The organism is Amycolatopsis sp. NPDC057786 (assembly GCF_042797905.1).
GTDB lineage: Bacteria > Actinomycetota > Actinomycetes > Mycobacteriales > Pseudonocardiaceae > Amycolatopsis.
Genome location: NZ_JBHVKW010000049.1, coordinates 30,820 through 57,659, shown reverse-complemented (window position 1 = coordinate 57,659; position 26,840 = coordinate 30,820). Strand labels below are relative to the sequence as shown.

At 66.7% G+C, this 26,840-nt stretch carries 16 protein-coding genes and 1 pseudogene; 5 read left to right on the top strand and 12 right to left on the bottom strand.

The window, feature by feature from the left end; all coding sequences use genetic code 11:
- Positions 1 to 140: 140 nt before the first annotated feature.
- Positions 141 to 2,780, top strand: coding sequence for a DEAD/DEAH box helicase (locus ACFVM3_RS23780; RefSeq protein ID WP_378441821.1), 2,640 nt, complete (start codon positions 141 to 143; stop codon positions 2,778 to 2,780).
- A 288-nt stretch (positions 2,781 to 3,068) separates the two neighbouring features.
- On the opposite strand, the gene ACFVM3_RS23775 is transcribed toward ACFVM3_RS23780, so the two are convergent.
- A complete protein-coding gene (locus tag ACFVM3_RS23775) occupies positions 3,069 to 4,628 on the bottom strand; it encodes a helix-turn-helix domain-containing protein (protein WP_378441819.1) in 1,560 nt (519 codons plus the stop codon).
- A gap of 191 nt (positions 4,629 to 4,819) precedes the next feature.
- Here ACFVM3_RS23775 and ACFVM3_RS23770 point away from each other — a divergent pair, with 191 nt between their 5' ends.
- A complete protein-coding gene (locus ACFVM3_RS23770) occupies positions 4,820 to 5,923 on the top strand; it encodes a hypothetical protein (protein WP_378441818.1) in 1,104 nt (367 codons plus the stop codon).
- 109 nt (positions 5,924 to 6,032) lie between these two features.
- On the opposite strand, the gene ACFVM3_RS23765 is transcribed toward ACFVM3_RS23770, so the two are convergent.
- Positions 6,033 to 8,657, bottom strand: a complete 2,625-nt coding sequence (locus ACFVM3_RS23765; RefSeq protein WP_378441816.1) for a hypothetical protein — start codon at positions 8,655 to 8,657, stop codon at positions 6,033 to 6,035.
- Between the two features lie 87 nt (positions 8,658 to 8,744).
- On the opposite strand from ACFVM3_RS23765, the pseudogene ACFVM3_RS23760 reads away from it, so the two are divergent.
- Together ACFVM3_RS23760 and ACFVM3_RS23755 are read left to right on the top strand one after the other, a co-directional pair.
- Positions 8,745 to 9,095, top strand: a pseudogene (locus ACFVM3_RS23760) (helix-turn-helix domain-containing protein); the annotation flags it as partial.
- A gap of 119 nt (positions 9,096 to 9,214) precedes the next feature.
- Positions 9,215 to 10,624, top strand: a complete 1,410-nt coding sequence (locus tag ACFVM3_RS23755; RefSeq protein ID WP_378441823.1) for a hypothetical protein — start codon at positions 9,215 to 9,217, stop codon at positions 10,622 to 10,624.
- Positions 10,625 to 10,756: 132 nt separating this feature from the next.
- Here the strand turns inward: ACFVM3_RS23755 and ACFVM3_RS23750 are convergent, their stop codons facing one another.
- The 5 genes from ACFVM3_RS23750 to ACFVM3_RS23730 all read right to left on the bottom strand — a co-directional run bounded on the left by ACFVM3_RS23750 (position 10,757) and on the right by ACFVM3_RS23730 (position 17,968).
- A complete protein-coding gene (locus tag ACFVM3_RS23750; RefSeq protein ID WP_378441814.1) occupies positions 10,757 to 11,572 on the bottom strand; it encodes a hypothetical protein in 816 nt (271 codons plus the stop codon).
- A complete protein-coding gene (locus tag ACFVM3_RS23745; protein ID WP_378441812.1) occupies positions 11,569 to 11,964 on the bottom strand; it encodes a helix-turn-helix domain containing protein in 396 nt (131 codons plus the stop codon). Before ACFVM3_RS23745 ends, ACFVM3_RS23750 begins: the two co-directional genes overlap by 4 nt.
- 1,532 nt (positions 11,965 to 13,496) lie before the next feature.
- Complete coding sequence (locus tag ACFVM3_RS23740) at positions 13,497 to 13,754, bottom strand: MafI family immunity protein (protein WP_378441811.1); 258 nt, start codon at positions 13,752 to 13,754, stop codon at positions 13,497 to 13,499.
- A 14-nt stretch (positions 13,755 to 13,768) separates the two neighbouring features.
- Positions 13,769 to 16,960, bottom strand: coding sequence for a polymorphic toxin-type HINT domain-containing protein (locus ACFVM3_RS23735; protein WP_378441809.1), 3,192 nt, complete (start codon positions 16,958 to 16,960; stop codon positions 13,769 to 13,771).
- A gap of 165 nt (positions 16,961 to 17,125) precedes the next feature.
- Positions 17,126 to 17,968, bottom strand: coding sequence for an NmrA family NAD(P)-binding protein (locus tag ACFVM3_RS23730; RefSeq protein ID WP_378441807.1), 843 nt, complete (start codon positions 17,966 to 17,968; stop codon positions 17,126 to 17,128).
- A gap of 65 nt (positions 17,969 to 18,033) precedes the next feature.
- Between ACFVM3_RS23730 and ACFVM3_RS23725 the strand changes: the two genes are divergently transcribed.
- The gene (locus ACFVM3_RS23725; protein ID WP_378441805.1) at positions 18,034 to 18,369 is read left to right on the top strand and encodes a winged helix-turn-helix transcriptional regulator; all 336 of its coding nucleotides are present in this window, start codon (positions 18,034 to 18,036) and stop codon (positions 18,367 to 18,369) included.
- A 44-nt stretch (positions 18,370 to 18,413) separates the two neighbouring features.
- Here the strand turns inward: ACFVM3_RS23725 and ACFVM3_RS23720 are convergent, their stop codons facing one another.
- The 5 genes from ACFVM3_RS23720 to ACFVM3_RS23700 all read right to left on the bottom strand — a co-directional run bounded on the left by ACFVM3_RS23720 (position 18,414) and on the right by ACFVM3_RS23700 (position 26,575).
- Complete coding sequence (locus ACFVM3_RS23720) at positions 18,414 to 19,181, bottom strand: alpha/beta fold hydrolase (protein ID WP_378441803.1); 768 nt, start codon at positions 19,179 to 19,181, stop codon at positions 18,414 to 18,416.
- 6 nt (positions 19,182 to 19,187) lie between these two features.
- Positions 19,188 to 20,864: a thiamine pyrophosphate-binding protein gene (locus ACFVM3_RS23715; protein WP_378441801.1), complete on the bottom strand. Its 1,677-nt coding sequence runs from the start codon at positions 20,862 to 20,864 to the stop codon at positions 19,188 to 19,190.
- A 6-nt stretch (positions 20,865 to 20,870) separates the two neighbouring features.
- Positions 20,871 to 22,106 (bottom strand): aldehyde dehydrogenase family protein, encoded by a 1,236-nt coding sequence (locus tag ACFVM3_RS23710; protein WP_378441799.1) that lies wholly within the window; start codon positions 22,104 to 22,106, stop codon positions 20,871 to 20,873.
- Complete coding sequence (locus ACFVM3_RS23705; protein WP_378441797.1) at positions 22,103 to 23,533, bottom strand: NAD(P)/FAD-dependent oxidoreductase; 1,431 nt, start codon at positions 23,531 to 23,533, stop codon at positions 22,103 to 22,105. Before ACFVM3_RS23705 ends, ACFVM3_RS23710 begins: the two co-directional genes overlap by 4 nt.
- 285 nt (positions 23,534 to 23,818) lie before the next feature.
- Positions 23,819 to 26,575, bottom strand: coding sequence for an AAA family ATPase (locus ACFVM3_RS23700; RefSeq protein WP_378441795.1), 2,757 nt, complete (start codon positions 26,573 to 26,575; stop codon positions 23,819 to 23,821).
- Positions 26,576 to 26,840 lie beyond the last annotated feature (265 nt).

The window sequence follows — 26,840 nt, the reverse complement described above, 5'->3', positions numbered from 1 at the left end:
TCCTGGTCACGCTTCCGCCGCCGACGACAACACCAAGCCCGCCTCAGCCACTACAAACGCCGCGGCTACCCACTTCCTTAACTGCCGTTGCAGTACTAACTCTGTGGCCACCCCAAAGAGAACTGCTTGCGCGGCCAGGAATGAACCCTCTGGATCCAGCGACGCGCCGCTTGCTCTTGTCGGTACCCACCAGCGCCGGGAAAACGTTGCTCGCGCAGCTGATCATCTGCACGCACGTCGCGACGCAGCCAGGTGGAGTCTGTTACGTCACCCCCTTGCGCAGCCTTGGACGAGAGATGCGGAAGGCGCTGTCGGGGCGACTCCGAGTGCTCAACCGTGAGTTGAGTGAAGACAGCGACCTCTTCGACATACTGTCCTTCTCGCAAGACTCCACTGACGTTGAGGTCACGACACCCGAACGACTGATGCACCTGCTGCGTCACGACGCCGACGCTGTGATGCAACGCTTCTCCTTGTTCGTCATCGACGAAGCACACCTACTGGCGCAACCGGGCCGAGGGTTCACCGTCGAAGGACTGCTTGCCTACCTCATGGCGGCGGCCGACAACCCGCGGATCGTGCTTCTCTCCGGTGTACTCGGGAATGCTGCCTCGCTCGCGTCGTGGCTCGACGCGGAGCGCCCGGAAGTACTGTTCACGTCTGATTGGCGGGGGCCCCGCCGTCTCCATGCACTACTCAACACTCTGCCGGTCTGGGAAGCCGCAGTGCGGAGTCCTCGCAAGTCGGCTCAGTGGCCAACACGCGTTACTGTGCCCCAGGTGGCACAGTTGCGACTACGTCCTGCTGAGGCGGGGCCAGTTACAAAACTGACGACGCGCCCTGAAGAGCCGCTAGGACATTTGGTGCTCAAGGAAGCCCCCGGTGGCAAACTCACCAAGGACAGCGGAGGCACGCCGGGCTACAAGATCTTCGCAGCTGCAGCGTCAATACTGACGCATGCCGGCAGCCTGCTGATGATTGTCTCGTCGCGGACGATGGCCCGTGATGCCGCGAAGGCTTTGGCAGGCTATCTACCGCCACGTGAACCCACGCGCGAGCTTGTCGAGTTCCTTCGTGAGCGGCTGGGTGACCAGCATCCGCTCATTGCCTGCGCCGAGCACGGCGTCGCGTACCACCATGCCGGCCTGCCTGTAGACGTCCTCGACGCGATCGAGGAGGCGGTCCGGACTGAGATCGTGTTGGCGATCGTTTCTACGAGCACGCTGACCGACGGGGTAAACCTGCCGGTTCGAACGGTCGTGATCGCCGAAACTCGATTCGAAGGTCAGCACCCTGGGGCTCAACTCGGAGCTGCACGGCTCATGAACGCCATCGGGCGAGCTGGACGAGCCGGCCGTGAGTCCGAAGGCTGGATCGTGCTGGCGCTGCAGAAGCAGTCCGAGCTCAAGGACTTCGACGAGCTCCGCCCGAATGATGAGGCGCTCGAAGCCCGCTCCACTCTTTTGGCAGAGGAGTCGCTGGCAGCCCTGGCTGATGCCGAGGAGCTCATCGCCACTACAGCTGACGCCGTCTTCCGACTTGCACCGGACACAGTCGCGTCTGACTTCGTGTCGTATACATGGTTTGTTCTGACCACGCTGCAGCCGCTGTGGACACCCTTCGACGATCCCCTCCAGATCGATATCGTCCTCGGCAAACTACTGGCATTTCAGCAGATGGACCCGGCGCTTCGGCAACGTTGGCTGCGGCTGGCCGAGCAGGTTCGAGCCACCTATGAACGTGCAAGCCCGGCACAGCGGCGGCGCTGGACAGCTGCCGGCACCTCGCTCGGTACGGCGGCGCGCCTTGATGCCATAACCGTTCAGGTCGTTGATGCTGTTGCCAGGCGGGAACGTGAGCATCGCGAACTAGACTTTGCTATCCCCGACGACACTTGGTATTGGCCGCTCAATGACACCATTCTCCTGTTGTCGGAACAACAAGTACTCACACGCCTACTGGCGCAACCGGAGGCCGACAACTGTTGGAAGTTCTGGTCGACGAGAGCCAAGGGGGACAACAATCTAATCGATGTGTCCATTGTAGATGGCTTGACGGGATGGATAGATGGCCTAGACGTTCCGGCTCTTGCCGAACGGATTCTTCCCGGCCTGGCTGTCGAGTGGCAACTCGAACAGACTGTCGACGCCATCAGCTCAACATTCGAACATTACTTAGCTTGGACTGTCGGAGTACTCGTCGAGCAAGCCAACACTCGTCTTGAGGAAGCGGGCCTCGTAAGCCGTCTACGGCCAGACACTGCATGGTGTATCCGACACGGCGTCAACACCCCACATGCCCTGGCGCTGCTCAATGAAGGAGTCCGTTCTCGTCGACTGGCACATGCCATTGGGAGCGAGGCGCAGCGCCAAGGTGTCGACGTTGAAGATGTCCGGTCCTGGCTCGCAGGCATGCACATCCGAGGCTGGCGGAGCACATTTGACGCCGTGGCGCGCGAGGTGCTCGATCTCTTGCAGTTCATCCGAGCTCGCCGAAACAATGTGCTGCGATCTCTGCTGGAGACAGGACGCGCCCAGGTGACGCTCCGCAGTGAGCTTACAATTTCCCACCAGACACCAGAGATCGTCTACATTTCGACAACGACTGACGCGCCCTCCGAACTACAGATCGTCAGCGAGTCTGGCCTAGCCGTCGCAGTTGTCGATGTCGATCTACATGCAGATGTCGACGCTGTCCTGGCAAGCGGGCTCGACATCGTCATAACCATGCAAGGCCACGACCTAAACTTTATGGCTCCTGAGATCGTCGCACCCGACTAGCGGGCAAGGAGGCCGATCGTTGATCCTGCAGAAACGAAACGTATCCTGCGGCCATCCGGATTGGGAACGCGCTGACCATGATGACTCGTGGCAATCCTGGCCCCTTTAGGAACAACGGTGCTACAGAGGGTCGCCGGTGACGGCCCGTGGACGGCGGTGTGTCGAGAACAAGACCGCCAAACGCTGATACCACCGCCCGATGTCAGCGTTGGAACTCCGGCATCGAACCATGCGCGTTTGCCAGAAACCATCATTCCAAATGGCTGTTGGCGCTGTCTGGGTGCAGCGCTATGGCTCGTCGGTTCCGACGCCTTGCTCGCGGATGAAGGCGTTGACGTCGCGCGTGTAGCCCTCCCAACCGTCGTATCGAAAGCCCGCGCGCTGGGCTTCCCGGTCGATCGTGTGAAGTGCCTCGGCGAGCTGATGGTCGTCACCTGGGTAGAGAATCTTGCGCATGTCGGTCTCACGGAGCAGACGCTGTGCCGCGGGTTGCGTTCGTTGGGCGTAGAACCGCGCGAAGTTCGGAAATGTGCCGCTCTTGTTGTCGCTGTCGGCCATAGCGACCAGGCCAGCAAGGAAGTCGAACTGGGTGAGGCTGGTGAGGACTTTCTCGTCCTCGGGCTCGATGTCGGGACGCAGCCACTCCAAGTGCCGGACCACGTTGCGGGCGCGGCTCAGCAGAGAGTCGAGAACTTCTTGGCTGCCTTCGCGGGTCGTCAGTAGTTCGGCACGGCTGGCCATGGTCATCGCATGCCGAAGCCACGTTGTGTACATCTCGTGCATGTCGGGGTGCCGTCGGGCCACCAAGTCCCGCACCGCCCGCCAGTCGCTGCGCCGGACGGCCAGTGAACCGAGAGCCACCACTCGCTCGATGATGGCCAGCCACAACACCGCGGACCGGCGTGGCGGAGCGTTGACGATAGGGGCCTCGGTTTCGAATCCGACGCCGTAGATTGACACCAACGTGTCGATTACCTGCTCAAACCACTCGCTGCGCCCCAGTTCCAGGAAGTTCGCGGCCAGGCAGGTAAGGCGTTCAAGCAGCCCAATGGCGCCCGCCTCGTCACCCGCCCTGAACAGAGCGCGTAGCTCCGGGACCGCTCGGCTTAGCAGCCGGCGGAGCGGGATGTCGTCGTTGGCGCGCAGGAGTTCGATGGCGGCCTCGACCAGCACCTCGGGTTCGAGAGCGAGGTTGAACTCGACAGCCGGGCCTTGAGCAACATGCTGTCCGGTGGCGCCGGCCCGGAGTTCGTTGGCGAGTTGTCGGTAGCTCTCGGCGCGCTCGGCCTCCCACCGGTCTCGCTCGCGTTCGACTCGCTGGCGAATGACCTGTTCCAGGCCCTGGTGGTTGAGTCTCACGCTCTGCGTTCCGTCGCGGTAGAACACCTCTCCTGCCCGGAACACGACTTTCGACGCCTTGCCGAGCTGGTCGTACTGGCCGTCTGCCCGAAAGAACGCGCAGCCCGCCGGGTTTGGAGCAACGTGCACGAGCACGACCTGGTGACCGTCGACGTCGTGTGCCTGGGAGTAGATCTCCAGGGTGTCCGGCAGCCACTTCAGCAGTTTGGGACGCAGGCGTGCTTCGTCGAAAAGTTTCGCCTGCTCGACGGTCAGCATGCCCGTTGACCTGCCCTGCCCGTCGACACCGATGACGAGGAAACCGCCGCGCACCGACATGGCGCCAACGTCCTTTGCGAATTCGACCTGCTCCCGCTTCTCACCCAGGTCGCAGCCCGACTTGAAGTCGAGTGTCGGGTACTCCGTCTCCAGCGCGAGCAGCTCCCGCAGCTTCTCCCGGTTGACGACGGGCTCGACCACCACCGGCTCATGGGGTTGCGGCTGCGTCATCCGCGGATGATACGGCGTCGAACACCATCCCTGGCGGGAGACATCCGGCGTGTCACCTGCAAATAAGCTTGGGACGCTGGGTCCGTTCGTGGCATCCTGACCGGCTCGCGTCTGACGGCCAGTGAGCCGCCGCCGGCCTGCCTGACGACCTACTCACCGCCTGTAGCCGACTCCCAGGAGGCACCATCGCCATGGCGAGCCGCATCACCGACGTCACCCGGCGCCGCCTCAACGAGGGTCTCGCCACCACGGCTTGGTACGGCGTGCTCAACGAGGTCGAGTTCCTCGGGCGCCTCTACGACCTCGACACACTGCCCACCACAGATTCCCGGTCCACGCAGTTCCCGACGGCGCGCGAGGACATCATCCAGCACTGCATCGCCAACCTGGACTGGCCCGACGACTGGATCTTCGACGACGAGCGGTTCGGCTTGGCGGACAACGACGACGCGCTCCTGCGGTTCCTGGCCGAGATGCTGCACCCAGTGGTCCGGACGGACCTGGCCGAAGTCGAGCAGCTACACGACTTCCTCAACCAGACGCTGGTTCACGACGGCTACGAGATCGTCCAGGTCGACGCCATCAGCGGCGCACCCGTGTTCGCTGGCCGCAGGATCGGCGCTGGTGTGCCTGGCTCGATGAAGAATCTGATCTTCGCCGCCGACGGCCCCAAGCCGGAGATCGTGTTCAGCGATGCGCTCAACAACGACGTTCGAGTGGTCAAGAACGAACAGTTCTGCCTCGTTTACGACCGACCGCTGGCGGCGTACGGGCTTACCTGGGCCGACCTGACTAGCTGGTGGGCCGAGCGCGAAGGGCTGGTGGGGGCGCCTGCACGCGAGGTCTCGCTCAGCCTGTATCGGCGGCTCGACCGCTCGCTGGGCGACAACGACGCGGAGCGGCGGATCATGCGCGCGTACGCCGAGCGCTACGTCCGGCTCGGCGACGGCATCCCGGCCCTGCTCCCGCAGGTGTACCTGCACTACGACCCGTACACCCGAGCACACCACGTCCCCGGTTCCTCCCCGTTGCCCCGCCAGCGGATGGACTTCCTCCTGCTCTTACCGCAGCGAATCCGCATTGTGATCGAGTGCGACGGGAGACAGCACTATGCCGACGAGGCCGGACGCGCCGACACCGAGCGGTACGCCGAGATGGTCGCCGAGGACCGCGAACTGCGACTACGCGGCTATGAGGTCTACCGCTTCGGAGGCGCCGAGCTGACCGAAGGTCTGGTCACGAGCAAGCGGCTTGCTGCGTTCTTCGACCGGCTTGCCGACCACTACTCCCTTTGATAGCGCAGCCAAGCGGCGATTGGGACGGGATCTTCAAATTCGTCACGGTCCGCAGCCAGCCGGATGAAGGCTGTGCTGATTCGTATCCAGTCTCAGCTTTCACCGCTAATTAGCGGTATCGGTACATGTCGTCCATCCAGCCGTTGGTGATATCGCGAAATAGAGTCTTCGCGGTAATCAGGTCGTTCGATCCCAGATTGTGTGGTTTGGTGCTGCCGAGCGGTGACGGGTGTGCCGTGCGTTTCTTGCGTAGAGCTGTGCAGAGGGGAAACCACCCGAAGAGCGGCTGAAGGTTCTGTCGTACCAGCAGATCTCCAATATCGGGACGTTTGCCGCTCGTGCCGTTGTCCCGAATCGCTTGGACTACTTGAGCGGTGAGGCCAGTCTTCGCCCCGGCTTCCGTGGCTGCGACGAGCACGATGTCGACCATCAGGTCGGCCAAGTTGATGACCGCTTCGATGAAGGAACCGGGGTCATCGTGGTTGTCGGCGCGGGCGCGTGCCTTGTCGACCCAGAGTACGAAGCGGTCGTGGTGGAGCGGATCGGGGACGAGAATCTGAGGATCTAGTCGGGCCGGGTCTGGCGGAGGTTCGAGCAGGTCCGCGAGCGCATTGACGGCTTCGCCGATCGTGCCGGAGCTGATCCGATGCTTGGCTGCCTCCAGACTGTGCCGGATGTCCTGACGCGACTCGGACGTCAGCAGTTCGAGGATGCGTTTGAGGTCGTCCGGGCGACCTGGAGTGGCTGCGACGACCGTTGCGGAGGCGGCACGAAGGTCGTTGTTGTGGGTGGCCGCGAGCGACAGCGCCGTGTCTCGCGCCGTGCCTGGGTCAACCTCGGCGGCCAGCTCTAGGTGGGTGATCCTGTCTGGAATCTCCAAAGTGGTGTCCAGGGCGAGTTCGTTCAGGCGCCTGGCCAGCTCGGCTCGAAGGGTGACCAAGGTCGGGAGCGTCCCTCCCCGGTCGTTGTCGGCGGCCACGACGGCTTTGACTCGCTGATGGTCACAGGCGTGGGTCTCGGGGGTGAGATCGAGGACCCGTATCCAGGCGCAGGCGGCGTCGATGACGGAGCGGTCCGGGTGGTCCAGCAGCCGGGTCACTGCGGCAGTCGTCTCGGCTTGGTCACCGAGGTCGTGGCGCAGACCCGCATCGAGCGCGAGCGTCAGCAGGGTGGTGAGCACGTCAGGCCCGGCTGCCGCTGCCTCGGGACCTGTGAGCGACTCGACGGCTTGTCGCAGCTGCTGGACCAGCACCGGCAGACGGCCGTCAAAGGAACGGCAGAGCGTGAGGTAGGCGTTCGGTCCGATCGCCGCCCAGTCAGCCCGGCCGAGCAGATCGCACACTTCGAGATCGAGCAGGTCGGTGTGGGCGGCCTTCAGCAGTGTTTCTGCGGAGGTCGGTGTCTCGGCCCAGGCAGCGAGTTGGGCACCGAAGCCGGCCTTGGCGAACCCGGCTTGGGCTTGGGCCGAGTCCATCACGACGGTTCGAAGGGCTCCTGGAAGGGTGTACTCCGCTGGTAGCCCGGCTGCCACGCCGACGAGGTAATCAGTACCGAGCACATCGGCGACCTCTGCGACTTCCTCGGCCCACGTATCGGTCGACTTCTGGAGCAGTGCCGCGGCTACGGCGCCGAAGCGCTGGCTGGTCCGCGGTTCTGCCCGATGGTCATGAGCGGCGGAGAGCAGCTCCCCGTGGTCGAGCAGTTCAGCTAGGGCTTGGGCGGCGTGTTCGTCTGATGCAGCCGTCGTCAAGGTCCACAGCGCGGCGAGTGCCGGTTCTCGGCGCTGGAACCTGTGCTGGCGGGCCATCTGGATGGTGCCGACGAAGCTGTTCCAGATGGGCTGCGACCAGTCTGAAGGAAACGCGGCGAAGGTGTAGGTGCCCAGTGCGAGCTGTTGTTCGGCAGGCAGCGACGCCGCGCCGGCCAGCAGCAACTTCGTGGTGTCTTCACCGAGCTCATGGGCCAGCACAGCTTGGAGACGATCAGTCCCGATCTTCGGAACCAGTCCTGCTTGGCTGAGCTTCTGCTTGTTGTCGGGGCGACGCCACGTTCGGCCGAGAAGCTCGGCCAGCGCATCCTCGGGAAGGCGAGCGACTACGGTCGCGATCGCTGCGAAGTCGGCGTCCTCGATGGGGCGGTCGGTCACGAGCTGCAGCGCAGACAGGATGGCTGCGAGTTCCGCTTCGTTGTAGGGAGGGTGCAACCGTTCGAACGCCGCGGCCCGCTTGTGCTCGGGCACCCGCGCGAGACGCTCCACGACGAGTGCACGTCCGTCATGGTCGGTGCTGGCGGCGAGCAGTGTGATCGCCGCGTCTCTGACTCGCGGTGACGGTGCCTCGGGCTCCGAGAGCGAGGTCCGGGCCACGCTGAGTCCCAGCGGGGTCTGCCCGAGGGCGTGCAGGAGGCGAGCAGCGCCATCCTCTGCGATCGAAATCTGGCGCTGACCAGCCGGAGCTTTGACGATGAACTCGGTCACCTCATGGTGGAGGCTTTCAGGCACGGAGACCTGTTCGGGCAGCTTCACCGATCGCCATCGTGACTCCTGCTCACGTACCAGAGCCCACAGCCAAGTAAATGCGACTTCGTCCTGGGATGCCGAGGCCAGGGCCGTGACAGCGGCATCTGGGTTGTGGCTGGACCTGGTCAAGGCCGCCAAAGCCGTGAACTCGCCCGCGGCGGCGAGCGCTGGTTCGGACAGACGACGAAGATCACCAGGGTGGAGGCGGTCCGGCATCGGGCAAGCGTAACCGTGCAGACCGACAGAACGACCGATGACCAGGCGCAACACGCACTGGCTACGCGATCGTGCCGAGCATGAACAATGCACGTCATGTCGACAACCGACGGGGTCATCCGACTGCGGACCGCTCTGCTCGACGGCGATCCGGCCGCAGTGATCGGCCAGCGAGAGTGCGTCTGGCTGGATGTGAAGAGTGGCCTCTACCCTCTCGACCGCGAGAGCGGTAAGGATGAGCTGGCCAAGGACGTCGCGGCGTTCGCGAACGCGGCGACCGGCGGCCTGTTGCTGATCGGGTACAAGACCTCCGCGGTTGACGGTGAGGAACTGGTCTCTGAGTTGCGTCCACTTCCCAGAGATCAGGTGGACCTCGACCGGTACCGGAAGGTCATTCGCCAACGCGTGGTCCCTGCACCACATGGTTGTGATGTCAACTGGATCGAGACCGCCCCAGGACGGGGAGTCCTGCTGGTCGACATCCCGCCCCAACCAGCGACGTGGCGGCCGTTCGTGTGGTTCCGCCACCGGACGGAACCAAGTCGACAGCCCGGTCCGTGGCCGTGCCGGTGCGCGCGGCCGACGGTACCCACTGGCTGCCGCACTCCGAGATCCAACGCCTGCTGGCCCTGGGCTGGTCCAGCAGCGGCGGGCCCAGTCCGAACGTGCTCGCGGCGATCGTCGACAAGGCGGCGTCGGTGATGCGCGACAGCATGCGACCCTCGCAACCGGCGTTCGAGGTCGGCGCCGGAACACCGGGATGGAAGCAACGCTTCCGCGACGCCTACGATTCGGCCCGCCAGCTGGTGCCGCTCGGCAAGCCGACGACCGACGTACACGCGTACGGTCCGGGCGTGGTGCAACGAGTCGCACCGGGCGATACACCCCATGACTGGGTTCTGTGCGCACTCCCGAACCGCATGCCGGTGGTCGTTGCCGAGCCCATCTGGGAAGCACTGCACGCTGCAGGCAGCGCGGTACCTGACGGTGATGTGCTGGGCGCGTTGGGCTACCCGGTCCTCGAATCGGACCAAGCGCACCGACCGCGGATCATCGACATCAAGGCCAACTTCGTATTGCTGCGCGGAGGACGGTGGGGCGATGGGCGGCTCGTTCGCCAGGACCGATCCGACTGGTCCTGGCAACCAGATCCAAGTTTCACCACGAATGTCACCCGCGCGGCGCGGAACTGGACGGCTAACCCCAGGCCGCCACAGCTGCGTGCACGGGCGATTGCCACGCTGCCGTGGGCTCGAACCGCGACGTTCCAGGTCGCCATGGAGCGGCAACGCGAACTGGCGGACACGCTCCCGGTCAGCAACCTGGCCGGCGCCCTCACCGTCTTGTCCCAACGGCGGGGAGCAGACCTACGCGCCGCCGACTGGCGGCCCGGCCCCAACCGCAATGGTCTCAACGCGGTCAGTTACTCGACTACGATCTCAGCGCCGGACGGCACGCCAGCGTTGACCGGCGAAGTCATGATCGCCATACCAGCCACCGAACTTGCCATCGTGACCTGCGCGGAACTGAGGATCGAGGATGCCGCCAACTGGGCAAAGGCACTACATGATGCTGGAAAACGAGCCGACCAACCCAAACTCCAGGTGACCCTGGAGGAGCTGTTCGAGTTCTTCATCGCAGCGTCGCAGACCGCGACCGAGGTACTGCCCGCCCTGATCACGCCGGATCCACGCACGGCCCCATGGGCAGGGCCCCCGCAGGTCGAACTGCGATTCACCGCCGAGCGTCAGCTCGATGCACAGCACCCGTCACCAAGTTTGACCGACCTCGTTGATTTCACCGCCTTCGGTGACCGCACCGTGGACGATCGACTTAACGAAATGACTGTCACGATCGCAGCACCTCCACAGATGACCAACGAGGCCAGACGTGACCTGGTGCGCTGCGGCATGGCGCACATGGGGCAAGCATTCGGGTACGCATCAGCGACGCCGGATGCGTTCTAGAACCCAATCGAGCCGCCCCTGCTCCGCACTGCCTGAGCGTGACGGCTCGAAGGACGGTTGCCTGGCCCCGCTCGACGGCACCTGGCGGATCAAGGCGCAGTAGCCATCGTTCCTGATAAGCGGATCTGTCCATCAGGCGGCCACAGGGGCGCCACCACGCTCTGCGTCTCGCGGGACGCTGTTCAATCGCTGATCGCGTTCGACCCGCGCCTGAAACTCGGAGCGCACGGTCTTGACCAGTCGCCGCGCCTGAGTCGCGCCGATGCCCAACCGAACACGGAGCGCATCCGCCGAAATCGGCTTCTGGTGAGCGGCACGATGCGCAGCGTCCGCTTCTCGCGCCGACTCCAAGAGCTTCTCTGGCGAACGCTTTTGCCGCGTCAAGTGGGGCCCATCCTGGCCTCCTGCCTCCTTCCAGTTGGTCTCGCGGCCCACCGGGCTCGCTCCGGGCTGCGCCCGCACGAGCCACTCCGGCTGCCCTTCGGTAACCGCGGTGCGCGTGGCCGTCGAGGAGCGGCATTCACCGATCGCCTGCAGGAAGCCGGGGCCCACTTCAGCCCAGCCGATCAGGAGGAGTGGCCCGACCGCGTCGAAGGCTGCCTTTCCGTACTCACCTGCGACGACCGGGTCGGCCACGTTCAATGCCAACGTGACCACGCTTGCGAAGATCAGGAGCCGACGAGCCGGCCGCAGTACGTCCGCGGAGGCGCCAGCGAGCGCCAGGTGCCGAGTACCCAGCAGCAGACCAAGGATCGACAGGTCGACCGCAGGCGCGACGAGCGGCGCGACCCAGATCGGGACTCCCAGCCGGAGAGCGAGGCTGAGTACGTTGCCGAAGCCGAACAGGAAGGTGAGGCCGACGACGACGCCCATGATCACGGTGACGGCCTTCACGACGGTGGCCGCGTCCGAACCTGATCGAACTGACGTAGCTGCGGGCCGGGTCATCGAAGATCACCTGCTTCGACGCGCGGACGTCCATGGCTGTCTCTCGTGGGGATGCCGCGTTCACGCAGCTTGTTCAGCACGGTGGTGTGGTTGACGCCCAGGTGTTCGCCGACTCGCGCCAGGGACCAGCCGAGGTTGTAGAGGTGGATGGCGTGGTCGACCTGGTCGGGGGAGAGACCACGGCGGCGCATCGGTACGCCGTGCCGATGGAGGATGTTGCTGACCGTTCGCCGTTCGATGCCGAACCGGTCGCCGAGTTCGTACACCGTCGCGCCGGACTGATAGCCCGCGATCAACTCCACGACTTGATCGGCACCGAGTTGCCGGGCACGCCGGGGCCGATCGCGCTCGATCGACGGCGGCTCGGGCGTATCGAGGCTGGGAAGCTTCACACGGAGCTCGTCCAGGGCTCTGACCTGCTCTTTTATGTTCGAGTAAGGTCCCCTTAGCTCCACAGTGACGAAACACCGCCCACCTGGCAATTTCGCCAAGGTAGGGCGGTTTTTTCGTTCCAGCCCACTTTGAGAATTAGCGCCCGGACTCCAGTTACTGTTCAGTAGCTGGAGCAAATCACGCTGTGGTACTCGCCGGTGCCGTCGCTGAGCACCTCGCCGGTCCTGGATACGGCGCGAGCAGGACGCCGCGACGGCCAGCAGCGTCGCGGGGATGTGAGCCACCGAGCGGCGCGTTCACGGGGATCTCCTCGGTGGCGAGCCGCTTTGAGTGCGTCGAAAACTACGGGCACCGGGGCAGCCACCCGAAGGCCTACGTTCCCGGCTTCAGCAAGGCCGCGGTCTCTCCGACCCGTCAGGGTCATCGCACGGCGAGCTGTGCAGGCCTGCTCGCCGTGCCGGGTCGCCCTCCCGATCCGAGCCAGACTGCCGACGTCATCGACGCTGGCGTCGCGCAGGTTCGTGAAATGCCGTGCGACCTCCCAGACTCTGCGCTGGAGTCTTGTTCCGGGCAATGCGCCGGTGGAACAAAGGTCGCTGGGACTTGCTGAGGCAACCGCGACAGCGTCCCGGGCGTACTCAGGGCATGACGTCATCGAGGTCCCGACTGCCCGGGATGGCCGTTTTGTGACTTCCCCTGATGTTGCTGGTCGGTGGTCTCGCGGAGCTGCGGCTCGGCGTTTCCATCGCCGCGGATGTCAACCGGTCGGCTGGGCCCTTCCCGGGGCGGGTCGTGGCGACCGCGTCTCGGGACCGCGGACGTCATATACGTCGGACCCGACGGGGTGAGGACGGAAACCTTTGAGCACCACAAGGCGCGCACGGTCCACAAGGGAGGCCGGTACACATCCGGGTGTGGCCGAACGAGCGACGCACGGAACTTGACGAAGGCGACAAGCACACCGGCGTGATCGTCATGGGCAGTGTGCTGACTCTGCTCGGCGCGGGCGCAATCGTCTTGCTGACGCCGTGGCATCACGGCGTGCGGATGGAGAAACCCCGAGCACGGTTCCACCTGTGGTGGTGCTGGTTGGTTTCCTTTGGCGGTGATGTCCCGCGACCGCGATGACAAGCAGCACCAGACCTGTCTCCCTCCGCTTCCGATCCCTCTTTCTCTCGCGCGTCGGTGAAGCGCCGACTTTTCACGATCACTTCATAAATGAAGTAGACATGAAATCACTCGCGAGAAAATGAAACCAGCGGTGAGTCCCTACGCCCATTGTAGAGCCTCGGCCGCTCGCGACATGAGGTAGCGGATCAGGAATCCACGCTCGCAGGTACGCGCTCACCGCGGGAGCAGTGGAGGCCGATGACAGCCGTCGTCACCCATGACGTCCAGGAATGGCTCACCTGGCAGTGTCAGAAGCCGCCGAAGAAGCGGCCGGTCAATCGCGTGTTCGGTCGTATGCGACACAGCCGAGACGGGAGCGATCAGCAGGCCTGTTGTCGTCAGCCATTATGGGAAGGCGGGATCACTTTGCTATCAGCTCACGCATGTTTTCCACAAGTGCGGCCGAGCCCATGGTTTCGGACATCCGGACCAACCTACTGTGATATTCCTCCGAAATCGGAAGATCATCTTCATAAATCCACGAGCACATGGTGTCGAAGGCCAAGCCGAACTCGCCGACGTCGAGCAGCTCGCGAACGTCACGGATGACGGCATCGTTCGTAAGCGGAGAGTCGCTCAGGAGAGCTTCGATTTCGCTGCCATATTGACTGTCGTCCATGCTGCTCTCTTCGTCTAATTAACGGGAAATCCCGTCACAATGCGGCTAGTGGCAGGTTCATATATAACGCGAACGTTCACACCGTCGACAACTCCTTCGATCTTCCACCTCGAGGGATCTCCGTTTTTCGTGTAGAGGGCATTGGACTTGCCCGTTTGCTGAGTCCAACGACTGCGAGGGCTCGTGGCCACCTCGGCAATACTATCGAGAATCTTGTCGGTGTCCCAGCCAGGCGGGAATACGGACTTGCCTGCCTGGCCTGGCCACTTGTGCCCGCCACCTGTCACGTCGCCGTGGATGATGTGGAACTGGGCCCGACCATCGATCAGGTCACGCCCAGGCGTCGTTACGCAGCCGGCATTATGCACGAGAACCGGAGCTTCGCCTGCCACAACGTAGTAGGTGTTGATTCCGGTGATGCTCAGGTTGTGCACGGTCTGTGGCGCTGTTCGCTGCCTGGTTGCCGTGATGGCCAGCGACCTGCCGTCGGGTGTCCGCAGGCGCTCGCCTGCTGTGAGGTCTTCGGCGTCGGTCCAGGTCCGTGAGCTGTCGTTCCAGAACGGGTGGCCGTCGGTGGCCACGATCGTGCCGGTCGCGTCGCCGGCGTCCCCGTCGGTGTCGATGGTGATGTCGACGAGATCCTTCTGGCCGGAACCCGTGATGAGAGCAGCCACAGACCTGGCGCCCGATGTACCGGTTTCCGGATTGGTCGCGGCGACCAAGTCGCCGACCTTGATGGATTCGATCGGTTTACGGCTGCCATCGGCCATCAGCACCAGCGTGCCGGGCACGAAGCTGTTCGTAGGGCACCGATCCGGCTGATCGGCCGCGCCGGTCCGGTCGCTGCCGGCACGGTCGGAAACCCCTTCGGCGTCTCGGCCTGTCGCAGTCTTGCCGCTCGTCCGCTCATCAGACGGCCTCGACGGCGCGTCCGCCGAGCCGTGCCTCGATGAGCCGTCGTCGGCCGACGAATTCTTCGATGGCCGGTCAGCCTTCCTGTCGGCGCGGGAGACGTTCGGCACGTCGGTCACCGGCATCGGGATGACGACCGGTCCACGGCCGCCATTGCCCTTGGCACCGCGCGAGTCTGTACCGGGTCCGGTCGGGGCTCGCCCGTCGGACGCGTCCGCCGGGCCGCCGCGGGGAGCGGGCGCGGTCGTGTCGGGAGCCTGCTCACCGGCGCGCGTGCCAGGAGCGCCGGCGTTCGGCTCCGGTGCCCGCCCGCCATCCCGGTCGGGAACGGCCGCGTCGACCGCCTTCAGCGGCCTGGCGAACTTGCCGGGCCCGACGACGTCGCTGAGGATGCCGCCGATGCCGGAAGCGGGAGCGTCCTTGAAGTCCTCGGCCGCCTTCTCGGCGCTTTCGACGGCCCGGTTCCACGTTCCCTGTGGATCGTTCCAGGCGTCGGTCGCGGTGTTCGCGATACCTTCGGCCGCGTCCTGGGCGTACTTCTCGATCTGCCGCTGCGCTTCCGGATCGCCGTCTTTCGCCCGGTTGAGCAGGTCCAGGGCTTCACCGGCCTGCTGGGCGCCGTCGTGCAAAGACGCGTAGCCGCCTGCCGCGGCACGCCGTCCCCAGGTGAGCCAGTCGGCGTTCTTGTCCTCGGCCGCGCGTTCCCGGTCGATCTCGTCCTGAGCCCAATTCCTGGCCGTCGACAGCGCGCCTCCGACCGTGTCCTCGACGGACTCCTCGACCTGCGCCAAGACACTCTTCTCCGGCGGGCGGACCGGCAGGGGCCGTGCCGTGCTCGACCCGTCACGCGGGACGGACTTGTCCGATCGCGGCATCAGTAACGGGAACCGCTCTTCCCGGTCACGGGTGGGCCGGGCGGCCAAAACGTCCTTGAGATGCGACGGAACAGGTTTGCGGTCGGCTTCCCGGACGTCGTAAGCGGCGGGGAACAGCGGATCCCGGCGTTGGGGCTGCTGGTCCCCGTAAAGGAGGTCGCGAAGACGTTCCGGCATCCGCACCGGCGCGGAAGGCTTCTCGTCGCGATCCGACCCGCCGTTTCCGGACGACAGCGGGAACCGGTCCTCAGGCCGCGATCCGGGGGTGGCGGACAGCACTTCCGCGAGATGAGGCGGCACCCGCGCCGCCGTCCCGGAGTTGCCAGGCGGATTCGAGCCGTTGTCACGGGGCCGCGGCGGTTCGGGGTTGGCATACGCCAGCCGGTTGCGTGCCTGCCTGCGCGACTGTTCCTCGCGTTGCTCGGCGGTCGGTTCGGGTGCGGTGGATCGGACGGTTACGGGGTTCTTGCCGTTACGCGGCGGTTCGGGATTGGCGTAGGCGAGTCGGTTGCGTGCCTGCCTGTGTGACTGTTCTTGGAGTTGCCGGGGAGTTGGTTCGGGCGCGGTGGATCGCGTGGTCACGACGTTCTTGTCGTTACGCGGCCGCTCGGGATTGGCATACGCCAACCGGTTCCGCGCCTGCCTGCGCGACTGCTCCTCGCGTTGCTCGGCGGTCGGCTCCGGTGCGGTGGATCGCACGGTCACCACGTCCTGGCCACGGCGCGGCGTGGTGCCCGACGACGAAGAACCGCTCGTCGAATGCGCGGCGTTGACGATCGAGACCGGCGAATCGGATTGCCGTCCTGTCTCCCGGTCGGCGGGCCGCGCCCGTACCTCGTCGTCGGATCGCCGCGACGCGGCGGACGCGGTGTCGCGCTGGCGGCCACCGGTGTCCCGGCCGGCATCCGTGTCACGCCGGTCCTTGTCCCGCTTCTCCTGCTCCTTCTTCTCGGCTTTGGCGATGCGCGCTTTCTTGCCACGCTGCTCGTTGTTACCGGACGGACCAGCGTCGACGCGCTTGCGGTTTTCGACCTGCCGCTTTTCCTCGGCCTTCTCGGCTTTGGCGATGCGCGCTTTCTTGCCACGCTGCTCGTTGTTACCGGACGGACCAGCGTCGACGCGCTTGCGGTTTTCGACCTGCCGCTTTTCCTCGGCCTTCGCGGCCTTGGCGACACGCGCTTTCTTGCCACGCTGCTCGTTGTTACCCGACGGACCAGCGTCGACGCGTTTACGGTTTTCGACCTGCGCGCGTCCTTCGGCCTCCTTCTGCGCCGTGTTCTTCCCGGGCGAAGGCGGCGAGATGGGTCCAGGCGCGGCTTGCGCCTGCTGCGCCGCGGCGAGAATGAAGAAGATGGATATCGCCCCACCCGACACCGTGTACAGAAGCGATCGCTGGAAGGGATCCCGCGTACTGTCCATGCACCCCACCTCATCGGTCCGGTCGGCAAGACCGAAAGCCTGCGCCGAACTGGTTCAGTGGTCATACATTCCCGGTACATTCGCAGCTGCCGCTTGCCTCCACGTCCAGCACACAGGGGCCGTGCCGGGCCTCGCCTCCCCGGCGAAGCCCGGCGGCCGGTGCGGTCACAGACCGATGTCGGCCAGCCACCGGCCCATGGTCCGGGGCGTGACGCCCAGCAGTTTCCGAGCGGAGGTCTCCGGCGCGATCTCCCGGCCGGGCATGGCACTCATCGCCTGGTAGGCCCCGGCGACGTCAGCGGCCGCGCCTTCTCCCATCAAGGGCGCGAGCGAGGTCCGGAACTCGTCGGTAGTGATCTGCGCGAAGACCACGTCCCTGCCCAGCCGGGCACTGAACGCCTCGGCCAGCTCCGGGCCCGTGATCGCCGGGTACTGCCCGACGGAGACCACACCGGTGACGTCCGGGCGGTCGAACAGGGCGACGACGGCGTCGGCGATGTCCAGATGAGATGCCCAGGACACGGGAAAGTCGGCTCGGATCGGGTAGGGCAGCACGCCACGCTCGCGGACCGAGTCGACGATGAACGGCATGAGCAGGTTCTCCAGGTACAGCTCGGGCGCGACCACAGCGTGGGACACGCCGCTGTCGGCCAGGCCGGCGGCCAGGGCCGCGGCGGCACCGCCGAGGGCGGGATCGATCGGGAAGCCGCTGGTGGAGAACACGACACGGTCGGGCCGGGCTTCGCGGACAGCGGCGAGGATGTTGTCCGCGAAGAGCAGGCGATCCTCTTCCGCCGTCACCGGCAGGTGGACGAAGACCCCCGCGGCGCCTCGGTAGGCGTCGGTCAGGTCGGCGGTGGAGGAATAAGGGGCGGAGACGACACGCGCGCCGTCCACGACGGCCTTCTCGTTCCGGGTCACCGCGGTCACGGACTTTCCCGCGGCGGCGGCAGCGGCGACGACGGCGGCACCCTGTGCGCCGGTGGCGCCATGAATCACGTAGGTCATGCCGCCCATTAGTGCATGCGATGCATCGGTTACATCAACTGCACTAACGGGATAGGCTCGAAAATATGACTGATCCCTGCCTCCCCGAGTGCGGTGTCGCCCGGTTCCTCACGCTGCTCAACGGGCCATGGGCCACCCTGATCGTGCGTGAACTGCTGCCCGGCCCCCGCCGGTTCACCGAGCTGCGCGAGGCGCTGCCCGGTATCAGCCCGCACACCCTGACCAGCAGGCTGCGCCAGTTCGCGCGGTACGGCATCGTGACTCGCACGACCTACGCGGAGGTCCCGCCGCGGGTCGTGTACGAGCTGACCCCGCTCGGCGAGGGGTTGCGCGAGGTCCTGGAAGCCATGGGCACCTGGGCGATGGCGGTGCCGGATCCCGGGGTCGACAGCACCGCATGATCACGCCGAGAACGCGAGTCTCTGCCGTACGTCGTGGTGCCCGCTCAAGGCAGCAGGAACTCCTGGATCGCCTTCGCCCACGCGAGCGGGCTTTCCAACGCCGTCGCGTGCCCGCCGTCGAGTTCGGCATACCGGGAACCGCCTACCCCCGCGGCGATCCGCTTCGCGTTCTCAGCGGACAGCAGTCTGTCGCCGGCCGCGGCGAGGACGAGCGTCGGAACGGTGATCGCCGCCAGATCGGCGGAGACGTCGATCCGGAGGAGGAGGTCCAGCTGATCGGCGCTGCCCGCCGGAATACCGAGCCCGATGAGCTCCGTCAGCCCGTCGGCCCGCGCGGGTGTCAGCGCACGGTGGTACCGATCGCTCACCATCACCGACAGCAGGTACCGGGCGGCCGCGTCCCGCGGGCCGTCGAGCAGCGAGCGCCATTTTTCGATCTTCGCGCGGCTCGGCCCGTCGAGTGCGGCGGACCCCGCGGTCAGTACCAGGGCCGTGACCCGGTCCGGATGCCTTGTCGCCACCCGGATCGCGAGCGCCGCCCCCAGTGAATACCCGCAGACGGCGAAGGTCCGGTGCCCCTTTTCGGCGGCCGCGGTCACGAGCCGATCAGCGAGGTCGTCGATCTCCAGTGGCCGGGTGCTCCGCGGGGTGGCGCCGGAGCCGGGCAGGTCCGGCCCGATCACGCTGAACCGGCGTTCGAGAAGACGCAGGACCGGTCGGTAGTTCAGCTCGATCCCGCCCCCGGCACCGTGGGCGAGCAGGAGGGCCGGACCACTTCCGGCGACCGTGGCCGACAACTCCGAAGTAGTCATGCGCGCTCAGTGGAGATCGGGAAAGTCGCCGCCCGCCTTGTCGCCGCCGAACATGGCGTCGGCGAAGCGGACCTGGACGTTCAGCACCACGGTACGGCCCGATTCGCAGAGCTTCCACGCCTCGGTGACACCGGACCGCAGGTTCTCCTTGCCCGTCACGGTCACCTGGCCGAGCCCCGGCGGCCCGGAGGCCACCGACGGTACGAAATCGCCCACGAACGTCGCTCCGGGCACCGGCTCCGACCGCTGGTCGAGCTGGGACTGCAGCCAGCCGTAGCCGCCATTGCGCAACACCACGTAAAGGATGCCGCCGCGTTCGGCCGCGGTGGCCACATCGGCGGAGAACAGGGTGAACGCGCCGTCGCCGACGAAAGCCACGACCGGCCGGTCCGGAGCCGCCTCCTTGACGCCGACGGAAGCCGCCGCGCCGAAGCCGAGGCTGGTCTGTTCCGACGGCACGATCGAACCCGCCGCCCCGGCACAGCTGTGGACCGGGAAGAAATAGGACCACATGTCCTGAAGACCGTTCTCCTGCACCAGGATCCGGTCCGCGGGTACGACGTCGTCGAGGACGTCCAGCACCTCGGCGATGTGCAGATCGTCCTCGGCGGCCATCGACTCCAGGTTCGCCCGATGCGCCGTCCGGAGTTCCTCGTGTACCTCGCGGACCCTGGTCCCCCACTCGGACGGCTCGGCGGGTGCCTGCTCCAGCCAGGCTTCGAGCACCGCCCCGCCGTCCGCCACGACCAGGGGACCGCCGAAGTCGGTACTGAACTCGGCGGCGTCGACGTTCACCTGGACCACCGGCACGTCCCGGCCGATCCGGTCGGGCCAGCCGAAGGTCGCGGTCTCCTCCAGCCTGCTGCCGAGCGCGATCACGCAGTCGGTCTCCGCCCAGAGCGCCGCCGCCACCTCGGGGGTGTAGAGGCCGGCCAGCCCGACGAAGGACGGCTCCGTCTCGTCGATCGTGCCGCGACCGCTCGCCGTACAGGTCAGCGCGGCGCCGTAGGCGGCCGCGAAACGCTCCACCACACCACCGGAATTGCGGTGCCGCAACCCGCCGCCCACCAGGACGAGCGGACGCCGCGCGGCACGAATCGCCCGCAGCGCCGGTGAATCCGCGGTGAAGGCCACGGAGGACGGGTTCTCGACGGTGCTTTCCGCCGTCGGCACCGGAATCTCCGCGGTGAGCAGATGGTCCGGCAGTTCGAGGTAGACCGGGCCCGGCACACCCGACTCGGCGGCGAGCAGCGCCTGCCGGAGCAGGGGGACGAGCCGGGCCGGATGTTCCACCCTCGCCGCCCATTTGACGAGCGGCCGGATCACCGCGAGCTGGTCCACCTCCTGGAAGGCGCCGCTCCCCAGCCGCTCGGCCGAGGTGCCGCCGGACAGCAGCAGTACCGGTGCCGCCGAACAGCGGGCTTCCAGCAGACCGGTCACCGTGTTGGTCACCGCTGGCCCCTTGCCGACGACGGCGACTCCGACTCCGCCGGACTGCAGGGCGTACCCGGTGGCCATGAAGACCCCGTTGCGCTGGTCGCGACAGAGCCGGAACTCCACCGGCGTCCCGGCGAACGCGCCGAGCGCGTCGAGGTCGTCACCCGGCAGACCGAAGACCGACCGGACGCCGGCCGCCCGCAGCACCGCGGCGACCGCGCGCCAGCCGCCCTTCACGTGTTCCACTCGGGTTCAGCCCTCTCGATCGACGCCGCCGCCGGGCAGGAACTCGGCGATGGTCTTGCTCAGCAGCAGGGGCCGCGCGTGCCGCTTCTTCGCGATAGCCGCGTAGTTCGCCCGTATCCCCGTGCCACCGAACGGCTCGTTACCGCTCTCGATGTCCATGATCGTTTCGTTGACGCTGACCATATGCCTGCGCCGCAACAGTTCCACGGTGTCGGGCAGGTTCCCGTACACCGTCGCCGCCATCGCCCGTTCCTCGAAGTAGGGGTGGTCCACCATGGTGTGCAACCACTCCAGCGAACTGAACGGGACGACGTTGAACACCGGCGCGAACAGCTCCGGCGGGGTCACCTTGGTGTCCGCCGGCCTGATCAGCACGGTCGGGCGCAGGTGATCCTCGGCGAAGTCCACCTCACCGCCCGTGGCGATGTGGCGCCGGTTCTTGCGAAGCAGTTCCAGCGACGCGTCGAAGGCGTCGTGGTAGAACATCGCCCCGTAGTCCGCCGTCGGGTCGTCGTACCGGCCGTAACGGAGGCCGTCGACCCGGCGGCAGAGCAGGTTGCAGAACCGCGCGCTGATCGAGGTGTGCACGAAGACCACGTCCGGCCCGAAGCAGTCTTGACCGGAGTTCAGCATCCGGGCTTCGATCAGCCCGTCCACCGCCGATTCGAGATCCGCGTCGGCGCCGATGACGAACGGGTTGACTCCCTGGCCGAAGAAGACGAACAGCTGGTCGGGCCGCAGGCTCATCCGGATCTTCTCGGCGTTGGCGTAGGCACCGGTGAACACGAGAACGTCCGACGCCGCGCCGGAGCCTTCGAGGAACTCCCGTTGTTCGCTGTCGTCCAGCACGATCGGCAGTCCGTGTACACCGCTGAGCAGTTCGTGCAGTTTGCGGGTCTGGCTCTCGATCTTGCGCGAGGGCCGGAACACCAGCTGCCGGGTGAACAGCGACGGCACCACCAGATACAGGATGTAGCTGTAGAGCGGGACGTTCGACGACATCAGCACCGCCAGCTGCCCCACCTCGGGCGGCCGGTACCGCTCGACCTCGTCGACGGCGCCTTCGAGGGTGGCGATCGCGGCGTCGATCTCGCCGTCCGCGGTCCGGTGGTTGCTGATCTCGGTGAGCAGCGCCAGTACCTCGGATCGCCGGTTCCGCAACAGGTCCAGAAGATCCACGAGCCGCTCGGACCGGTCCGCGAACGGGATCGCGGACCGGTCGGAGCCTAGAACGGGGATCATTCGTCCCTCGCGGACCGGCTGGCCGCGTAGTACTCCCGCAGCCACTTCCCGATGACCGGGTAGAGGCGGCGCGACACGGCGAGCAGTTCGGCGGGCGGGGTGAATTCGGGGTCGAGTTCGTCGGCCCAGTCCGCGAAGGCGCCCTGGAATCCGGCCTCGATGATCATCGGGTACATCACCGGCATCCGCCACGGGTATTCGTACCCGGTGGCGAGCAGATGCGTGGCGGCGGTCTGGACGATCTCCTCGCGGCTCGCGGGGGCGATCGGCGAACGCACCGGACGGAAGGCGTCCCAATCCAGCTGGTGCTCCTCCCCCAGCAGCCGGTGCGTCATCTCCTCCGCCAGCAGCGGCGAAAGGTGCAGACCGTCGCGGTAGGTGCCGGTGAGCATCCACAGTCCGTCGATACCGGCCTCACCGAGCAGCGGGAACCCGTCGAGCGACACCGGCCGGTTGCCCACCTGCAGCTTGTGCACGCCGCTGCTCCACAGGTCGCGCCGCACCTGGCGGGCGGAGCATTCGAGCAGGAAGAGCACGTCGCCCATGGCGGGCGTGGTGACCGGCTCCGGCGAGATGACGTTGGTGGCGCCGACGTAGACCTCGCCCTCGCCGCGCGGCAGGACGTGGAGGCCGCAGGCGAAGGCACGGTTCGGCGTGCGCAGGACGCTGCGGGGACCGCTGCCGCCCTCGGTGCGCATCAGCGCCGAGACACCGTATCCACTGACCAGCCGCGGAATGCGCACCGACAGCTCGGGGATGGTGTCGAGCAGTTCCTGGGTCCGCGCGCCGCCGGCGAGCACGACCCTGCCGCTGGAGAGCCGGTCCCCCGAAGTCAATGTGACGCCGTTGATGGTGTTCTGCTCGTGGTGCAACTGGATCGCCGTGTCGGCGACGATCGTGCCGCCGCGCTCGACGAAGGCCGTCTGAAGCCGGTTGAGCAGCTCGGGGGTGTTGACGGCGTGCTCGTTCGGCAGGTACATCGCACGCAGCGGACGCGCGTTGGGGTCCGGGTCCAGCCATTCGATGTCGGCCGGGTCGACGTCCTCGAACGGCTCGTCGTATTCCTGGACGGTTTTACGGATGGCCGCGAAATTGTCGTCGTCGATTCCGGAGACGCCGACCGTGTTCAGCATGACGACGGTTCCGTCGGCGGTGCGGATCTCCTCACCGGGGGCGTCTTCGGAGAGCTCGGTCAACCACGAGTCCCACATCTTCGACGCACGGACACCGAAGTCCATTTTGGTCTTCCCGTGCTCCGACTTCAGCAGGGTGGTGGTGACTTCACCGAAGCAGCCGAGCATCGCGCCGGCCGCGGTCGACGCCGCCGTCGGCCGGTGCGCTTCACCGATGAGCGCGACGCCGAGCCCTCGGCGGGCCAGCGTCAGCCCGAGCGAAAGACCCAGCACGCCATTGCCGACAACAATCACGTCAAAGGCTTTTTTGTCGATAGGACTGGCAGTCACGGTCACAGACTCCTTTTGGCTGCGTTGACGATCGGGGTTTCAGGAACGATTTCCGGACACCCGACCGGCCTGCATTCCCGATGCCAAAGCTAAGCGGCGCCCCCGGCACGGCCAACCCCTAGTCGCCCCTGTCGAACCGGTAAGGGGCCGGGCCACCCGGACCGCGCCATGGACACGACGAAGGTGACTTTCCCCTGGGGGCACGGGAAAGTCACCTTCGTCGCGGAGAACGGCACACCCTGGGGGGAGTCAGGACGTGCCGCGGCCCGAGAGCGCCAGTTCCGGCAGCCGGTCACCCGGCGCGCGCCGGGTGAGTTCGGCGGGCAGGTCGGAACGCTTGCGCACGTTGAGTTTCCGGTAGACGCGGGTCAGATGTTGTTCGACGGTGCTCACCGTGATGTAGAGCTTGCGGCCGATCTCCCGGTTGGTCTGGCCGAGCGCGGCCAGCGTCGCGACCTTCCGCTCGGCGTCACTCAGCTCGTCGAGCGTGAATTCCTGCGACTGCCGCGGTGTTTCCGGTGCCGCCTGCTCCGGAAGGCGCCGAGTGAGCGGATTCGGCATCCCGCACGCCTTGGCCTCCAGATCCGTACGACGCGCGACCAGCCGTGCCCTGCCCTCGTCGCCCAGTTCCCGATGCGCGATGCTCAGCGCGGCCAGCGCGTAGGTCAGCTCCACCCGGTCCCCGCAGGTTTCGAGCAACTGCACCGCTTTCCGCAGCCGCGGCACTCGGTCCTTCATCGCGCCGCTCGCCGCGAGCAGCCGCAACGACATCGCCTTGACCCTGGGAAGGTTGTCGGCACCGAGCCGGTCCAGCTGCTCGGCCAGCATCGCCCGGCTGTGCTCCTCACGGCCGAGCCTGAGATACGCCTCGGCGAGACCGGCCCGCCACGGCACGACCGCCGGCAGGTCGAAGTCCCACTCGCGCATCAGATGGCCGCAGCGCTCGAGATCGCGGATCGCGGCCAGCGGCCGGTCGCTCGCGAGGTGGTAGCGCGCCCGTGCGTTCAGGTACCGAAGGCCGAAGGTGGTTCCGAAGAGCTCGACGGGAACCACGTGGTTCAGTACCTCGCCCGCGGCGGCGAGGTCGTTCTTGGCGACATGCACCGAAAGGAGGGTGGACAGCGGGAGCCCGATCAGCACGCCCCAGCTCTGCCGGTTCAGCAGGCGGAGCGCGGCGGCGGCCTGGGTCTGCGCGGTCACCAGGTCACCCCGGCTCAACGCCATCTCGGCGCTGATACTGCTGAGGAGCGCCTGCCAGGTCACCGCGCCGCGCTGCCGGGCGGCTTCTCCGAGCACTCCGCACCAGTGCCTGGCGCGCTGGACCTTGCCACCGTGGTCGAGGACGAGCAGCGCCATCACCGCGGCTTCCGGTACCAGCCCGTCGAGCCTGCCCTGAAGGATGTGCTCGGCCCGGTCGAGGCTGCTGCCGTCCGTGCCCCGCCCGGACGGCGGCAGGAACGAGCGGACCGCTTCGGGCGGATTGCCCCGCATCATCCCGAACAGCCACTCGCAGGCGAGCCGGAGTTCGGCCAGCGTCGTACCGCTGTCGTCGCCGGCCAGATCCTCGAGCACCGGCATCAGCCGGACGGCCCTTGCCAGATCGCCCTGCCAGAACAGGTACCGGATGACCGCGACCGCGTCCCTGGCGACCAGGCGGCCTTCGGGAACCGCGGCCACCAGCGGTTCGATATGCGGTGCGAGCTTCGCCGGATTCGACCACCACGCCAGCCGCATCAGCTGGACGCGGCAGGCGAGCCGTTCGTCCTCGTCGCCGCATTCCCGGATCGCCAGCTCGAGACCGCCGATCACCGGTTCCGTCTCCCCGGTGACCAGTGCCTGCTCCGACGCCTGCCGGAGGACGTGCCGGAACCACGGCCCAGGCCCGGCCCCGGCGGCGACCACCCAGCGGACGAGTTCGATCGCGTCGGCGCCGTGGTCGTAGAGCAGTTGCGCCGCCACGGCGTTGAGCACCGCCATGTCACCGGCGGGGAACTGGTCGGCCAGGACCGCGGCGATCCCCGGCCGCAGCACTCCGTCCTCCGTGGACAAACCGGCCGCGGTCAGCACGCCGATCGCCGTCCGGACCGCGTACACCGGCAGCTGGAGCAGCTCGACGAGCAGTTCCGGCGTGGTGTGCGCGCCGAGGACCGCGATCCCCCTGGCGACGGCGGAGATCTCGTCGTCCCACCGGTCGAGGCAGTACAGCACCGCCTGACGGAAGGCGGGCCCACCCTCCGTCTCGTCCGGATAGACCCGCAGATCCTCGACGAGGGCGCGGACCAGCAGCGGATGGCCGCCGGTGTTGCCGTAACAGGCGAGCCCCGACCTCAGCGCCGCTTCCCGGCCGAGTTCGGCGGCCAGCACTTCGGTCACGCCGGCCTGCGACAGCGGTGGCAGCTCGATCAGGGGCCGCGGCCTGCCGGCCAGCTCCGCGCCCCGCACCGGCACCGAGGTGGCGGTCGGCATCCACTCGGTCAGCACCACCAGCAGCCTGGCGCCGCGGACGCGACGGCTCAGCGACTGGAGCACCTGCCGGGAGGCGTCGTCGACGAACTGGTGGTCGTCGACGACGATCACCACCGGCCGGTGCGCCGTCAGCTCCAGCAGCGCCGCGCAGACGCCGTGCACGGCGAGCGGGTCGACACCCGTCGCCACGGACGACCCGCCACCCAAGGTGGCCCTGACCGCCTCCGAAGACAGGGCGGCCTGGTGGACGAGCTGACCGGCCACCCCCATCGGCAGTTCCCGTTCGACCGGGGTGCCCGTCGCCGTCAGGACGAGCGCCTCCGTGTCGGCCAGCCGCTCGACGAAGTGCTGGACGAGCGCCGTGCGCCCGCACCCCGGCGCGCCGCGGACCACGACGACCGAACCGGCCCCGTCCCGGCAACCGGCGAACGCCCGGTGCAACACGTCGAGCGCGGGGCCGCGTTCCGGAAGGCCGGGTGCGGCAGGCCCCCAGGCCCGCTCGTCACCCTCCGTACCGGACGGCTCGCCTCGCCGTCTCACGTTCTCCTCGAAAATATCGTGCCCGCTCAATTTTGCCCCCAAGCAAATCCGGACTCGCACCACACTGACGGCGGCGCCTGCGCGCCGTCACATCGGCCGTGCCCGCCCTCCCCAGCGCGGCACACCGCAAAACCCGCGAACAACCGGTCATCCCCAGATAGTCAATTCCCGGAAATTCAGCAGAAATTGAACTCCGCCCGTGGGCGGGTTCCACAAGCAGACTCTTCCATTTTGCGAAACCCTCCCGGAAGGAGAGCACCCAGAT

Excerpts from the sequence above, each read along its gene's own strand:
- ACFVM3_RS23780 (WP_378441821.1), top strand. The coding sequence starts at position 141 with ATGAACCCTCTGGATCCAGCGACGCGCCGCTTGCTCTTGTCGGTACCC.
- ACFVM3_RS23775 (WP_378441819.1), bottom strand. The coding sequence starts at position 4,628 with ATGACGCAGCCGCAACCCCATGAGCCGGTGGTGGTCGAGCCCGTCGTC.
- ACFVM3_RS23770 (WP_378441818.1), top strand. The coding sequence starts at position 4,820 with ATGGCGAGCCGCATCACCGACGTCACCCGGCGCCGCCTCAACGAGGGT.
- ACFVM3_RS23765 (WP_378441816.1), bottom strand. The coding sequence starts at position 8,657 with ATGCCGGACCGCCTCCACCCTGGTGATCTTCGTCGTCTGTCCGAACCA.
- ACFVM3_RS23750 (WP_378441814.1), bottom strand. The coding sequence starts at position 11,572 with ATGACCCGGCCCGCAGCTACGTCAGTTCGATCAGGTTCGGACGCGGCC.
- ACFVM3_RS23740 (WP_378441811.1), bottom strand. The coding sequence starts at position 13,754 with ATGGACGACAGTCAATATGGCAGCGAAATCGAAGCTCTCCTGAGCGAC.
- ACFVM3_RS23735 (WP_378441809.1), bottom strand. The coding sequence starts at position 16,960 with ATGGACAGTACGCGGGATCCCTTCCAGCGATCGCTTCTGTACACGGTG.
- ACFVM3_RS23730 (WP_378441807.1), bottom strand. The coding sequence starts at position 17,968 with ATGACCTACGTGATTCATGGCGCCACCGGCGCACAGGGTGCCGCCGTC.
- ACFVM3_RS23725 (WP_378441805.1), top strand. The coding sequence starts at position 18,034 with ATGACTGATCCCTGCCTCCCCGAGTGCGGTGTCGCCCGGTTCCTCACG.
- ACFVM3_RS23720 (WP_378441803.1), bottom strand. The coding sequence starts at position 19,181 with ATGACTACTTCGGAGTTGTCGGCCACGGTCGCCGGAAGTGGTCCGGCC.
- ACFVM3_RS23710 (WP_378441799.1), bottom strand. The coding sequence starts at position 22,106 with ATGATCCCCGTTCTAGGCTCCGACCGGTCCGCGATCCCGTTCGCGGAC.